The 13,829-nt window shown below is 56.5% G+C and carries 11 protein-coding genes; 4 read left to right on the top strand and 7 right to left on the bottom strand.

The features are described from left to right. Positions 1–23 precede the first annotated feature (23 nt). The 4 genes from ndk to HMPREF1292_RS00510 form a co-directional block, all read right to left on the bottom strand. Entirely contained in the window at positions 24–434 is a 411-nt protein-coding gene (ndk, locus tag HMPREF1292_RS00495) for a nucleoside-diphosphate kinase (RefSeq protein ID WP_021353603.1), read from the bottom strand. A 161-nt stretch (positions 435–595) separates the two neighbouring features. Then, positions 596–961 carry a DUF4233 domain-containing protein gene (locus HMPREF1292_RS11185; protein WP_081703827.1) on the bottom strand — a complete coding sequence of 122 codons (366 nt, stop codon included), beginning with the start codon at positions 959–961 and terminating at the stop codon, positions 596–598. A gap of 188 nt (positions 962–1,149) precedes the next feature. Further along, entirely contained in the window at positions 1,150–2,748 is a 1,599-nt protein-coding gene (locus HMPREF1292_RS00505; protein ID WP_023018282.1) for a folylpolyglutamate synthase/dihydrofolate synthase family protein, read from the bottom strand. After that, complete coding sequence (locus tag HMPREF1292_RS00510) at positions 2,748–5,495, bottom strand: valine--tRNA ligase (RefSeq protein ID WP_023018283.1); 2,748 nt, start codon at positions 5,493–5,495, stop codon at positions 2,748–2,750. The genes HMPREF1292_RS00505 and HMPREF1292_RS00510 overlap by 1 nt, the downstream gene beginning before the upstream one ends. Before the next feature lie 104 nt (positions 5,496–5,599). Here HMPREF1292_RS00510 and panB point away from each other — a divergent pair, with 104 nt between their 5' ends. From panB to HMPREF1292_RS00525, 3 genes are read left to right on the top strand one after another with little or no spacing between them, the layout of a single operon-like run. Next, positions 5,600–6,430, top strand: coding sequence for a 3-methyl-2-oxobutanoate hydroxymethyltransferase (gene panB / locus HMPREF1292_RS00515; protein ID WP_023018284.1), 831 nt, complete (start codon positions 5,600–5,602; stop codon positions 6,428–6,430). Further along, positions 6,431–7,324, top strand: coding sequence for a pantoate--beta-alanine ligase (gene panC / locus HMPREF1292_RS00520; protein WP_023018285.1), 894 nt, complete (start codon positions 6,431–6,433; stop codon positions 7,322–7,324). Further along, a complete protein-coding gene (locus tag HMPREF1292_RS00525) occupies positions 7,317–8,048 on the top strand; it encodes a hypothetical protein (protein WP_021353596.1) in 732 nt (243 codons plus the stop codon). Before panC ends, HMPREF1292_RS00525 begins: the two co-directional genes overlap by 8 nt. Positions 8,049–8,154: 106 nt before the next feature. Here HMPREF1292_RS00525 and clpX read toward each other — a convergent pair whose 3' ends face one another. Further along, positions 8,155–9,489 (bottom strand): ATP-dependent Clp protease ATP-binding subunit ClpX, encoded by a 1,335-nt coding sequence (gene clpX / locus HMPREF1292_RS00530; RefSeq protein ID WP_021353595.1) that lies wholly within the window; start codon positions 9,487–9,489, stop codon positions 8,155–8,157. 178 nt (positions 9,490–9,667) lie between these two features. On the opposite strand from clpX, the gene HMPREF1292_RS00535 reads away from it, so the two are divergent. Continuing rightward, the gene (locus HMPREF1292_RS00535; RefSeq protein WP_023018286.1) at positions 9,668–12,091 is read left to right on the top strand and encodes a sensor histidine kinase; all 2,424 of its coding nucleotides are present in this window, start codon (positions 9,668–9,670) and stop codon (positions 12,089–12,091) included. Positions 12,092–12,157: 66 nt separating this feature from the next. On the opposite strand, the gene HMPREF1292_RS00540 is transcribed toward HMPREF1292_RS00535, so the two are convergent. Both HMPREF1292_RS00540 and HMPREF1292_RS00545 read right to left on the bottom strand, forming a co-directional pair. Continuing rightward, the gene (locus HMPREF1292_RS00540; RefSeq protein WP_021353593.1) at positions 12,158–12,829 is read right to left on the bottom strand and encodes a response regulator transcription factor; all 672 of its coding nucleotides are present in this window, start codon (positions 12,827–12,829) and stop codon (positions 12,158–12,160) included. Positions 12,830–13,164: 335 nt separating this feature from the next. Further along, positions 13,165–13,794, bottom strand: coding sequence for an ATP-dependent Clp protease proteolytic subunit (locus HMPREF1292_RS00545; protein WP_021353592.1), 630 nt, complete (start codon positions 13,792–13,794; stop codon positions 13,165–13,167). Positions 13,795–13,829 lie beyond the last annotated feature (35 nt).

Consider the following 13,829-nt stretch of genomic DNA (forward strand, 5'->3'; position numbering starts at 1 on the left):
TTCTTGGAACCAGATCCCGCTGCTTACAGGTTCGGGAACCAGATCCCGATCTCGCGCTCTGCGGATTCTGGGGAATCAGAACCGTGGACGACGTTTTCTGCAACGGACAACGCAAAATCACCGCGGATGGTGCCCGGGGTGGCCTTACCGACGGGATCGGTGCCGCCAGCCAGCTGGCGCCATGCGTCAATGGCGCGGTCGCCTTCCACGATGCCAGCGATCAAGGGCGCGGAAGTGATGAAATCCACCAGCTCACCGAAAAATGGCTTATCGGCGTGCTCAGCGTAGTGCTTTTCTGCGGTTTCGCGGTCTGCCACACGCAAATCGAGTTCTGCCAGACGCAGTCCCTTGCGCTCAATGCGGGAGATGATCTCTCCCACGTGGCCATTCTGTACACCGTCAGGTTTGATCAAAATCAGAGTACGTTCAGTCATGGTCTCTAGTTTACAACTTGTTTCAATGAAAACTTCTTCGGTCTAGCACTTCCCAGCCGACACCAAGCACCGGAAATTCCACGACTAGCGCAGCTAGTCTGTACCCAAATGCTGACCACTAGCGCAGTTAGTCCGTGCCCAAATGCTGACCACTAGCGCAGTTAGTCCGTGCCCAAATGCTGAGTGGTTAGCAAGCCACGCCGCATGCGTTCCAACAACATCGAGCGCAAATACAGCATGAACGCCCAGACAGCAATGAACAACAGCATGATGACGCCGATGGACCAGTGGATGAAGAACGTCAACAACCCGAGCGCTTGCAGCACCAGAATCATGGGGATAGCCCAGGACTTGCGCACGAAAAAGACTGCGAGCACATGCAAAGCCCCGAGCACCGTTACCGCAACCCAGTTCGGCGTCGTCCAATACACGCCACCATCAATTTTTAAAATGACGGTAAGACCCAAAAAGATACTGATCGCTTGCATGATCAGCGTGCCCGACATCATGCCGGCCAGCCCACGCATGGGGTCTTTTACCGGCGCTTTGCCTGGGCCCAATGGGCCGTACTCGGCAGCGCGGCTGCCAGCCGCCCCAGTAACGCGGCGGGCACTATCCTCGCGGGCGCTACCCTGCCGGCCACTATCCTGCCGGGCTTTGTCGCGGCTGTCGCGGCGGTCACGGCGGTTATTGTCGTGGCGGGAATTCTGATCTGTCACGACGGTTCCTTTCCAAATAGCGTGCGGGCTTCCCCAGCGGTAACCACCGAGCCGGTGATCACGATGCCAGAGCCCGATTGCACCTCGGCATCTTCTGCCAATTCCACGGCCAGCGCGTAGGCACCAGGCAGGTCGTCGATAGTGTGCACGCGCTCTTCACCAAAGATTTCCACGGCGTATTCCGCCAGCGTATATGCGTCCAGAGCTCGCGGAGAGCTGTTTTGACTAATAACCACTTCATCCAGGTGCGGTTCCAAAGCCAGCAATACGCCCTTGGCATCTTTGTCGTCGAATACGGCTACTACGCCGATGAGACGCTGGAAATTAAAATCACGCGAGAGCGCCGCACCCAGTGCCTGCGCACCATGTGGATTGTGCGCTACATCGATGAACGTAGTCGGCGAGGTGCGCACGCGTTCTAAACGGCCCGGCACCGACACGGTGCGGAAGCCTTCCCGCACAGTATCCAGGTCAAGCCCGTGCCCGGCGCGAGCTCCAAAGAACGCTTCTACCGCTGCCAGTGCGCACGAGGCGTTCGCTGCCATGTGACTACCCGAAAGAGGGATGAAGATCTCTGGGTATTCCCCACCAAGCCCGCGCAGGTGCAATTGCTGCCCACCTACAGCGACGGAGGTTTCCAGCACCCCAAATTCGCTGTTATAGCGCGCTACACCGGCTTCCACTTCGACGGCACGGCGCAGAATCACGTCCATGGCTTTCGAGTCTTGTTCTCCGATGATCGCGATGTTCTCGGAGGGCTTCAACACGTCGTCCAGGTCATCACGTTGTTTGATGATCCCGGCTTTTTCCGCCGCGATTTCTTCGATGGTCTCACCCAGGTAGTTCTGGTGGTCCAAGCCCACCGGCATGACGACGGAAACTTCCGGGTTCACCACGTTGGTGGAATCCCAGGTCCCTCCCAGGCCAACTTCCACCACCGCGACTTCCACCGGAGCATCCGCAAACGCGGCATAAGCCATGGCAGTCAGGATCTCGAATTTGGATAAGCGCACGTCGAAATGCGCATCGGTCATCTGCACAAACGGCTCAATTTCTTCCCATTGGCGCACGTATTCCCGCGCAGGAATCGGGTTACCGTCCAAGCAGATGCGCTCGGTAACCGTCTGTAAATGCGGCGAGGTGAACATGCCAGTGCGCCGATGAAAACCACGCAGTAGCGAATCAATCATGCGCACCGTCGAGCTTTTACCGTTGGTACCCGCGACGTGGATAACGTGGAAGTTTTCTTGCGGGTTGCCCAATAAATCCAGCAGGTACTCTATGCGTTCCAGGCTCGGATCGATCTTCGTTTCTGGCCAGCGGGTATCGAGTTCCGCTTCCACCGCAGCCAGCGCGCTGAGTTCTTCTGGCGTGGCTTGCAGCGGGGCTGGCGCGTTGCGTTCTTCATCCGGCAATCCCAGGTTGAGTTTCAACCCGTGCTCGTCGACTTCCACCGCATCGCCGGCCAAGGCGGCGAGGTCCTGATCTAACTCGCTGCTCTCGGAATGGTCTGTGTGTTGGTGACCATTGCCTGTGTTCTGGCGCTCATGGTCTGCGTGTTGACGATCATGGTCTGCGTGTTCGTTTTCTGTCACTAGCCTAGTGCCTCCAGACGCGCGCCGATGCGGTCAACTTCTTCTTGTGCCAGCTGTTGGCGGTCTTTGATCTTGTCGACGACATCTTGTGGTGCCCTGGCCAAGAATTTCTCGTTTTGCAGCTGGCCACTGGTCTGGGCCAGTTCCTTTTCTGCCTTTTTCAGGTCCTTCTGCAGTCGGGCACGTTCTGCTGCCACGTCCACGGCACCAGAGGTATCCACCGCAATGGTGATCGTGGCCTGGCTGAGACGCACCTCAACGGAAGCAGACTCGGTGAAATCTGCGCCTGGTTCTTCCACGTTTGCCAGGTTGCGCACCAGGTTTTCCTGTCCAACCAAGTCGGCAGCAGCAAAATCCAGCTTTCCGGGAATCTTCTGCGACGGCTTCACGCCCTGGTCCGCACGGAAGCGACGCAGCTCGGTAATCAATACCTCGGCATCGGCAATGCGACGTGCAGCAACCTCATCAACCGCGACCCCACCGTTGGTATCAGCTGCGGTAGGCCAATCTGCTACCACCAGAGATTCGCCACCGGTCAGCGCCTTCCACGTCACTTCGGTCACAAACGGCATGGTTGGGTGCAGCAAGCGCAGCACCACGTCCAGCACCCGTCCCAGCACGATCTGGGTATTCCGGCCTTGGGCAGACTCCCCCTCGCGTGGGATCTGGGTTTTGGCGATCTCGACGTACCAGTCGCACAGCTCACCCCAGGCGAAGTGGTAGAGCAGCTCGTTGGCTTTCGCGAATTGGTAGTCGTCCAGATACTTGTCTACCTGCGCGCGTACTTGTTCGGTGCGGTCCAAGATCCAGCGGTCGGCGTCGGTAAGCTCACTGCGCTCGGGCAGCTCGCCCATACCCGCACCGTTCATCAACGCGAACTTGGTGGCGTTAAACAATTTGGTGGCAAAGCGCTTCGAAGCCTCTGCGGCCTCATCACCCACCGGCAGATCCACGCCTGGGTTTGCGCCACGCGCCAAGGTAAAGCGCAAAGCGTCGGCGCCGTAATCGCGTACCCAGTCCATTGGGTCAATGCCGTTGCCCAGTGACTTCGACATCTTGCGGCCGTGCTCATCACGAACCAAACCATGCAGGTAGAGATCCTTGAACGGCACCTGTGGCCGGCCGTCAGCAGCCGTGCCGAAGGTTTCCGGGTCCTGTTGAGCTGCGAAGGTGCCGAACATCATCATGCGGGCAACCCAGAAGAACAAGATGTCGTAGGCGGTGACCAGCACCGAGGTTGGGAAATAGCGCTCCAGGTCAGCGGTTTTATCTGGCCAGCCCATCGTGGAAAATGGCCACAGTGCAGAGCTAAACCACGTATCCAATACGTCGGGGTCTTGCTCATAGCCTTCTGGGGCTTGCTCATCAGGGCCGACGCAGACGATGTCACGCTCGCCGTTTTCATCTTCTGGCCCGTACCAGATCGGAATGCGGTGGCCCCACCACAACTGGCGCGAGATAGTCCAGTCGTGCATGTCATCAACCCAATCGAAGTAGCGCGGCTCCATCGACGTCGGGTGAATCTTGGTATCGCCTTCACGCACGGCATCACCAGCCATCTGTGCTAGCTTGTCCACCTTCACAAACCACTGCAGCGACAAACGCGGCTCAATCGGTTCCCCGCTACGCTCTGAATGACCCACCGAGTGCGTATACGGGCGCTTCTCCGCAACGATGCGGCCTTGCTCCGCCAAAGCCTCACGCACTTTTACGCGGGCTTCTTCACGGCTCAACCCATCAAACTGGGTACCGGTACCAGCGATATGGCCGGTGGTATCCATGACCGTGGGCATGTCCAGGTTGTGACGCAAGCCCATCGCATAGTCATTCGGATCATGCGCCGGGGTGATCTTCACAGCACCGGAACCGAATTCTGGATCTACGTAGTCGTCGGCGATGACTTCCAGCTCCAGATCGTCCCGGAATGGGTGCGGGAACTTCTTGCCCACTAGGTGGGTATAGCGCTCATCATCCGGGTGTACGGCCACGGCGACGTCGCCAAGCATGGTTTCTACACGGGTAGTGGCGACGATGACGTGATCTTCGTCGTCGGCAAGCGAGCCATAACGCAGCGAAACCAGCTCACCGTCGACGTCTTTGTGTACGACCTCGATGTCACTGACCGCTGTTTCCAGCACCGGCGACCAGTTAACCAAGCGGTGCGCACGGTAAATCATGCCCGCGTCAAACATCTGCTTGAAAATGTGCTGCACGGCGCGCGAGAGCCCCTCATCCAGGGTGAAGCGCTCGCGCGACCAGTCGACGGAGTCACCAATCGCACGCATCTGCTGTTGGATGGTGCCGCCGTATTCTTCCTTCCATTCCCAAACCTTGGCAATGAAATCTTCCCGCGAGTAATCCCAGCGAGATTTGCCTTCCTGCTCGCGCAGCTTAGCTTCCACCTTCGTCTGGGTAGCAATGCCTGCGTGATCCGAACCCGGCAACCACAGCGTGGAAAAACCCTGCATGCGCTTGCGACGGATAATCGAATCCATCAACGTGTGATCCAACGCATGCCCCATATGCAATTGTCCGGTGACATTCGGTGGCGGCAAAACCACGGAATAAGCAGGCTTGTCCGCATCTTCGTCCGGGCGGAAATAGCCCTTCGACTCCCAAGCGTCGTAAAGATCTTTCTCTACCTCGCCCGGCTGCCAGTTCTTCGCAAGCAGATCGCTACGGTCGCGACCCGGCGCGGCATCGGTTGCGGAATTACGGTCATCTGGGTTTTGCTGGTTCTCCGTCATCACGGCGCCTATTCTAGCGCCCACCCGCAACCTGGGCCGCAGCGCTACAGGAGTTGCCCAGCAGATCCCCAGTAATAATCCGCCACACTGCTAAAATCCGGCCTATGTCTACCCAACCGTCTCTCCCTGCAAAACGTCTGCGCACCCATTATTTTTCCCGCGCAAAAGCCAACGGCACCCCTTTCACTGCACTGACCAGCTACGATAGCCTCACCGCCAGCATTTTCGACGACGCCGAGATTGATCTGCTGCTGGTGGGAGATTCCGCGGCCAACGTCGTGTTCGGGCACAGCTCCACTTTGCCGATCACCACCGAGGAGCTCATCAGCCTGTCCGCTGCGGTGGTGCGCTCTACCCGCCGCTCATTCGTTGTCGCCGATTTGCCCTTTGGCAGTTATGAGACTTCGCCAGCCCAAGCCGTGGATACCGCGGTGCGGTTTATGAAAGAGGCCGGCGTGCAGGCGGTAAAAATCGAAGGTGGTGTGGAAATAGCTCCGACCATCAAAGCGCTTGTCGACGCCGGCATTCCGGTGTGTGCACACATTGGTTTTACCCCGCAAGCCGAACACGCGCTCGGCGGCTACCGGGTACAAGGCCGTGGTGAGGCCGCCGCGCAGCTGCACGCCGACGCACAGGCCGTGGCAGAAGCGGGGGCTTTCGCCGTCGTCATGGAAATGGTACCCAGCCAACTGGCTGCTCAGATCACCCGTGACTGCCCTATTCCTACCATCGGCATCGGTGCAGGTAACGAGTGCGACGGCCAGATCCTGGTCTGGACTGATGCCTTCGGTCTGGGCGCTGGGACGCCACCGCGATTCGTGCGCCAGTACGCCAATCTTGCCGACGAGCTGCGTAAAGGTGCTCGTGCTTACCGCGAGGATGTTGCAGCCCGTACGTTCCCGAATGACGCCGAATCATTTAGTGACGAGAATTAAATGCAGGTCTTCCACACTATCTCTGACGTACGCGAGTTTTGCGCAAAAGCACGCTCGGCTCCCACGGTGGGCACAGCTTCCACTGCAGGCTCGACTCCCACGGTGGGCTTGGTTCCCACGATGGGCGCACTGCACGACGGGCATGCCAGTCTGGTGCGCGCCGCACGCGCCGACAACGACATCGTCGTCGCATCAGTATTCGTTAACCCACTGCAGTTCACCGACCTGGGTGATTGCGACGACTACCGCAACTACCCGCGAAACCTGGAACAAGACGCAGAATTCCTACGCACGCTCGGCGTCGATGCGGTCTTTGCTCCCAGTGTCGACGAAATGTACCCGGGTTTTTCTGCATCTCCAGACCAGCACCCACAAATCTGGGTACGCACTGGCCGCATGGGCGAGATTCTAGAAGGCGCCTCCCGGCCTGGACATTTTGATGGAGTCGCAACCGTCGTCGCCAAACTGTTTCAGATCATCCAGCCAGACCGGGCCTATTTCGGGCGCAAAGATGCCCAACAGCTGGCGATAATCCAAGCCATGGTGCGGGATCTGGATATTCCGGTGACTATTCACGGTCTTCCCATAGTGCGCGGTGTAGACGGGGTGGCAGAATCCAGTCGCAACTTACGCTTAAGCGCGCCACAGCGACGCGCTGCCCAAGCCCTATCTCAAACCTTATTTGGGCTTCGCGACGGCGAATTCACTAGCGTAGAAGCAGCTAGAGACCATCTAGCAAGTTGCGCAGGGGTGGAGCTAGATTATTTCCGTGTTGTCGACCCAGCAAATTTACGGGACGTTCCTGCCGATACCCGCCCAGCGCTAGCCTTGACCGCAGCCTGGGTAGGCCCGGTTCGTTTGATCGATAACTTGGCTTTGGAGACGTATGAATAATCGCGACGATTCCGCAGAGCTGTCTGCCATCATCAGCGAATTTCTCCGCAATGGTTACGAGCACGCAGATTTTTCGTGGCTCGTGAATTCAGCTGCCGAAGGGAATGCAGACGCAACCGGGGTGGCGGGTGACAAAATAGCCCGGGAAAAACCAGCCAGTAACGAAACAAACGTCGACAAGCACGAGTTATATGCCCAGGCCATCACAGCCTGCATGGAAGCGATTACGCCCCCGGCAGAAGCACTCAATGTCGATTCACCTGTGCCCGCAGAATGCATGGCACACATTGTCTCCGCCCTGTTTACCCAGTTAGACACGCACCGCGAGGCTGTCGCCTTGTTAGCCGCAGATTCCCTACACCCGGTGCTAGAAACCGGAACTACCACCACCATGATGGAATCATCGGAGCTTGGGCTACACCTGGACCGGGTATTGCTACGTGGCCAAGAAGCCGGCGCGTTTCGGCCCGGTATTTCTGCCAACGATGTGTTTTACATAATCATCTCGCTGAGCTTGTTCCGGCTCAATCACCGGCACCTGATGGCCACAACTGCCCAGGTCGATACGCTTTCAGCAAGCAATTCGGTGGGAATTCGGCGACTCGTCATCGATGCTGTGTTGTCGTTTTTGACCTCGAATATCGAAGATTCCGAGCACGAATCCTATCTATTCACCAGCGACGAAGAACACGACGGTGGCGGGCTCGGGGTGTACTGGGACTAAACCCAGCCACAGCCTAGCCCTAGCTGCAGGCCGCAATTTGAGCCCCTACCCCAGGGCATAGTCCGAGCCCAGCCCGGGCGCGGTTTTGCGCTAGGACTGGTGCTTGCTATGCCGATTGCATGTTTTCGGAATAACGCAGTTCGGGATCATCGTCGCCACGTACCGCGGCAGCAGTGACAACCACCTGGTTGATGTCTTCCCGATCCGGCAAATCGTACATCACGGGAACCAACAGGTCCTCCAAAATCGCGCGCAAGCCACGGGCACCAGTGCCGCGGTCAATCGCCAAATCTGCGATTTCCCCTAAGGCGTCGTCGTCGAAGATCAGCTCGGCACCGTCCATAGCGAACAAACTCCGGTACTGCTTAACCAACGAGTTCTTCGGCTCAGTGAGCACCTGTACCAACGATGCACGATCCAGGTTTTCCACCGTAGCTACCACCGGAAGGCGGCCAATAAACTCTGGAATCAGGCCGAATTTCACCAGATCAGCGGTACGCACCTGCGAGAACAACGCCGCGTTGTCGGTGTCTTTGCGGGAGTCGATCTCTGCGCCAAAGCCCAAACCTTTCTTGCCGACGCGCTCCGCGATTACTTTGTCCAGGCCATCGAAAGCGCCCGCAACAATGAACAACACATTGGACGTATCCAACTGAATAAATTCCTGGTTGGGATGTTTACGCCCACCCTGCGGTGGGATGGAAGCGGTCGTGCCTTCCAAGATCTTCAGCAACGCCTGTTGCACGCCTTCACCTGACACATCTCGGGTGATCGAAGGGTTTTCGCTCTTGCGCGAAATCTTGTCAATCTCGTCGACGTAAATAATGCCACGCTGCGCGCGCTCCACATCAAAATCGGCAGCTTGCAACAACTTCAGCAGGATATTTTCTACGTCTTCACCGACGTAGCCAGCTTCCGTTAACGAAGTAGCGTCCGCAATCGCGAATGGCACATCCAGCATGCGTGCCAGCGTTTGTGCCAGGTAGGTTTTGCCCGAACCGGTAGGGCCCAACATCAAGATATTGGATTTCGCAATCTCAACTTCTTCATCCGCATGGATGGAATCGGCCCGCCCGCCATATTTCGGGCCCGAGGTTTTCTGTCCCCCACCGGCACCGCTGTGGGTAAATTCGTCGGCGCGCATGCGCTTGTAATGGTTATAAACTGCCACCGACAGGATGCGTTTGGCCTGGTTTTGGCCAATGACATAGTTATCCAGGAACGCAGAAATTTCCGACGGCCGTGGCAGGCGCTTGGCATCGTCGGATTCCTGTGCGCCCGGCTCGTTAGCGATTTCTTCTTCGATGATCTCGTTGCACAGTTCAATGCACTCGTTGCAGATATACACACCGCCACCGGCGATGAGTTTTTTCACCTGTTTTTGGCTCTTCCCACAGAAGGAACACTTCAGCAGATCAGCGCTTTCTTGCATACGTGCCATAGGATCTTTTACGTACTTCTCGTTTCGCGGTCGTGGACAGGTGCGTGAGGATATTTCTGGCGCCACAAGGCAGCCAGATTATTGTCTCTAGTGTAATCACCATGCACCGTTTCGCTGGTAGCCACACGATGGTAGAGCCGATGCCACCAGTCCGAACTCATGATGCAAAACTTACTGTATGGCTACTCCCCGCACCGCTTTCGATATTGGCCCTGCTGCCGGCACTGATTCTGCTGCTGGTTCTGCTTCTGCCGCCGACACTGCTTCTATCGAACACGATGCACACTCTGCACACGATGCACGTTTTTTGCCTACACTCTTGCGGCGAATCCGGCGTGCCATGGGCGACGATTCCGTCGAACTCACCACCCTACGAATCTGCTGCACCGCAATGGCGGTCGCGCTGTTGGTCTACCTGGGATTGCAATACGTCACCTATGGCTCCAACTACATCGGCGACTGGTACGGCTACCTCATAAGTATCGGGCTGGCCCTGAGCGGGATATTCATGCTGGCATCGGCAATCGTCGGCAAGCTGGTCTGGTTGCGTTATTCCCTGTATACCAATGCACTCGTGCTGTTGGTAGCTACCCTGGCGTTTCCTGTGGCGTATTACACTATGCCCGACCTGGGTCCTGCGGTGCTGCGGTTTACCGATTTCACCGGCGTTTTGGCCATCAGTGTGGTTTTGCTCTCCCCGACTAGACGAGCGGTACTGGTTGCAATCTTGATTCAGGTCTTCCCCAGTGCATTACATTCCCTCGTCTACGGGCGCACGAGTATTCCAGAGCTGTTAGCGATCACAGGGTTTGCGGTACTCATGAACTTGATTCCGTTTGTGCTGGGGGCAGTTACGTTGATGCGCGTTGCACGCACTATCGACGAGACTGAACAGAAGGTGCAGGATTCTTTGGCTGAATCCGAGTCCAAGCATGCAGCAATTGCCGAGCGCAAACGCCTCAATGGTCTGGTCCATGACCATATTTTGGGTTCGCTCTCAGCCATCGCCCGCGGGCAAAATATGCAGGCCGACGCCGTACGTTCGTTGCCTTCTCGCCCCGCGACTGGCGAAGACATTACGCTGCAACAATTGCTTGCCGACGTCACCTGCAGCGTGCAGGATCTCACCCCAAATTGCTCCATCACAATCAATGGGCAAGACGCACACAATGGCAGTTCCGACCTTGGTTTTTCTACGATCAAAGATTCTGCAGCCGAAGCCATCCGTTTGTCTGTCACTGAAGCTGCACGTAATTCCCGGAAGCATGCTGGCGACTCGTGTCAACGTAGCTGCGCTATCAACATCACCGATGGTGAGCTGGTTTTTGAATTTTCTGACGACGGTCGCGGTTTCGATATGGCAACGCGTAATCCGCAACGGGCGGGCATCAACGTATCGATTTTGCACCGCATGCGCAGTATTGATGGCGGCGATGCCCAGATTGTCTCTTCGCCTGACAACGGCACAACCGTCACCGTGCGCTGGTGCTTGCGCACCGCAGAATCCCAATTCAATGAGCGCATGGCAGCACAAGCAAATGATTTTTCCGAAGATCAGCTCACAGCCGCAAAGTTAGAGCAACAGCTACTGCAGCCAGCACAAGTTTCCCGATCATGGGCTTGGCCATACCTAATTCTGGCCGTCATCAGCATCGTTTCTGCAGTGTGGGTGAACTCCGGCGAGTTCCTGATGGCGATCCCAGCAGCCGCCGTCGCCATTGCTACTTTAGCCCTGCTTGTCTTAGACAGCTCACCCCATATTGACGGCACCAAACGCTTCGTCTTCACGGTCGGTTTTCTTATGTTAGGTCCGTTAAGCATGTTGCAGCGCGTCGATTATGCGGCTGGCCGAGAAAATTTGTGGGCGTTGTCGATCATTAGCTTGCTCTGTTGCATTCTGATTTTGCGCGGGCAAATCTTGTGGGGAGCCGGCTGCTTCGTTGCCAGCGCGGCGTTAATGAAAGCCTGCACCTTGCTCACCGCCGGTGCAATTGCCAGCCCACCTCTGGCAGATATTTTGGTGCAGGTAAATCTCGTCATGGCAGCCACGGTGGTTTTTCTTGCTACCAACACTTTGCTGAAGAACCTGCCCCGGCTGCGTATGGAAAAACGCACCGCCTATGCAGAGGCGGCACGGGTACGGCAGATTCAGTTAGTGCACAGACATTGGCATGAACGCATTGAGTTGCACGCGGCTCCGGTGTTTGAAGCTGTGCAGCATTTCCAGACTCCCCCACCGTTGTTGCGGGAAAGGGCCCGCCTAACAGAATTAGCGATCCGCGACATGCTGCGTGCGCCACTGTTGGATCGCCCCGAAATAAAAACTGCTGCTTGGGATGCACGGAAGGCCGGCGCTACGGTATTGCTGCTGGATGATCGGAGTGAACGCGATTCCAGCATGGTCGGCCGTAAATCCGATGGCCGAGATGTCGGCGCCGCGCTGGAACGGCTTGTGCCTTTGGTGCTGGAGCGTCTGAACTTCGCGGGACCAGACAAAGTAACCATCCGTATTTTGCCGCCTGGGCGCAAATATTTCGCCACGATCACCACCGACAGTACTGGGATTACCCGGGTGCCATTCCCGGAGGTCTACGACGGCTGAAAACCTGCTAGGCCCCCGCAATCCTGGCTCTCGGCGGTTAGATTACGAAGCACCCAAATGCGAGTGTTAGTGCGGGTCAGTCGGCCCGGGTAAGAATCCATCTTCTTGGGCACGCTGGTATAAATCCAGCTTCGTAAAGGTATCGCGTCCGACGCTCGAGTACTTCTGCCGAACGCGGTTTAAATAATCGTTAACCGTGTCTTGTTTCAAACCAGTCAAACGAGCAACTCGCTTCGCTGGCTCACCCGAAGCATATAATTCCAAGACTTCGCGCTGTCTATCGGAAAGGTCCACGGATTCAAGTAAAGGATCGCTATCCATCGCAGCGGCCATTTCCGTAGAGATCGTCGGGCACCCACCCAGAGTGCGACGAATAGCGGCCACAATTTCTTCCGATGGTTGTGTTTTGCTCAATACTTCCGCGACGCTGGTACTGAGTACTTGCCGCAGCAAATATGGGCTTTCCAAGGACGAGACCACAACGATATGCGGGGTGAGCTCTTCGATCTTTTCCACATTTTCTACCGGTCGACTATCATCCGATAAGCGAAGATCAAGCAGAACTAAGTCGACTTTCTTCTTTTTACCTAAGACACTGAGAAGTTGCGGCACGCTGGGTGCGCTGGCGATAACGGTGAAATCCGAATAACTACTAAGCATAGCCTCTAGGCCTTGCCGGGTTAGTTCGTGGTCTTCCACAATTGCTAAACGATAGGTCTTGGAACTAGAAGGTGTCATACCTGTTGCCCTGTGCCTTTGTGTGGTCGTTTCTCTAAGTGTGTATTAGGCGGATCATCGTGTCCGGTTTTTGGTTCACGGAAACCGGCGCTGGTGAAATGATTGCCCCCAACAGAGTTTAGAGGTGCTCACAGCAATCTACGAGTACGGCTGACACCACAGCTACCCCCATTTTTTGGGTGTAACACCCATGGGTTGTCTCAGGTGCGTAATACAGGCAAAGATCTACTACCCCAAAAGCGTGTTGGCCAAAATACAGCAGCACCCTCCCGTCGAGAAACGATCGGAAGGGTGCTGTCGTGCAGGTACTGTCGAAATTGAATGATCGGCAGATTTTAGTCGTGATTAGCCTTGCGGTAATCAAAGACACGATCGATAATTCCGTATTCCACGGCGTCTTCCGCGGTCAGAATCTTGTCACGGTCAGTATCAATGCGGATCTGTTCTGCGCTCCGGCCGGTGTGCTCTGCCAAAGTACGCTCCATCAAAGTACGCATACGCTCAATTTCGGCAGCCTGAATCTCCAAGTCAGAGACCTGTCCTTGCGTGCCCTGCGTAGCAGGCTGGTGAATCAGTACACGAGAGTTCGGCAACGCCGCGCGCTTGCCTGGTGCGCCCGCAGCCAGCAGCAATGCCGCCGCAGAAGCAGCCTGACCCAAGCACACCGTCTGCACATCACAGCGGACAAAACGCATGGTGTCATAAATCGCCGTCATAGCCGTGAAAGAACCACCTGGCGAGTTGATGTACATCGTGATGTCACGGTCGGGGTCCTGAGACTCCAGAACCAACAACTGCGCCATGATGTCGTTAGCTGCGGTGTCATCAACCTGGGACGCTAAGAAGATGATGCGCTCTTCAAACAGCTTGTTATACGGGTTAGTTTCCTTCGTGCCGTTCGCGGAATGCTCCAAGAACGACGGCAGCACGTACCGCGAAGTTGGCATCTGGGATTGGTTCAACATGAAAGTAGTTCTCCTCTTACCTGGTTCGTGGTTCG

Source organism: Corynebacterium sp. KPL1995 (assembly GCF_000477935.1).
GTDB lineage: Bacteria > Actinomycetota > Actinomycetes > Mycobacteriales > Mycobacteriaceae > Corynebacterium > Corynebacterium pseudodiphtheriticum.

What these genes read in the sequence shown, in the direction of transcription:
- HMPREF1292_RS00545 (WP_021353592.1), bottom strand. Translation starts at nt 13,794, where the DNA reads ATGTTGAACCAATCCCAGATGCCAACTTCGCGGTACGTGCTGCCGTCG.
- HMPREF1292_RS00510 (WP_023018283.1), bottom strand. Translation starts at nt 5,495, where the DNA reads ATGACGGAGAACCAGCAAAACCCAGATGACCGTAATTCCGCAACCGAT.
- clpX (WP_021353595.1), bottom strand. Translation starts at nt 9,489, where the DNA reads ATGGCACGTATGCAAGAAAGCGCTGATCTGCTGAAGTGTTCCTTCTGT.
- HMPREF1292_RS00535 (WP_023018286.1), top strand. Translation starts at nt 9,668, where the DNA reads ATGGCTACTCCCCGCACCGCTTTCGATATTGGCCCTGCTGCCGGCACT.
- HMPREF1292_RS00525 (WP_021353596.1), top strand. Translation starts at nt 7,317, where the DNA reads ATGAATAATCGCGACGATTCCGCAGAGCTGTCTGCCATCATCAGCGAA.
- ndk (WP_021353603.1), bottom strand. Translation starts at nt 434, where the DNA reads ATGACTGAACGTACTCTGATTTTGATCAAACCTGACGGTGTACAGAAT.
- HMPREF1292_RS00540 (WP_021353593.1), bottom strand. Translation starts at nt 12,829, where the DNA reads ATGACACCTTCTAGTTCCAAGACCTATCGTTTAGCAATTGTGGAAGAC.
- HMPREF1292_RS11185 (WP_081703827.1), bottom strand. Translation starts at nt 961, where the DNA reads ATGCGTGGGCTGGCCGGCATGATGTCGGGCACGCTGATCATGCAAGCG.
- panC (WP_023018285.1), top strand. Translation starts at nt 6,431, where the DNA reads ATGCAGGTCTTCCACACTATCTCTGACGTACGCGAGTTTTGCGCAAAA.
- panB (WP_023018284.1), top strand. Translation starts at nt 5,600, where the DNA reads ATGTCTACCCAACCGTCTCTCCCTGCAAAACGTCTGCGCACCCATTAT.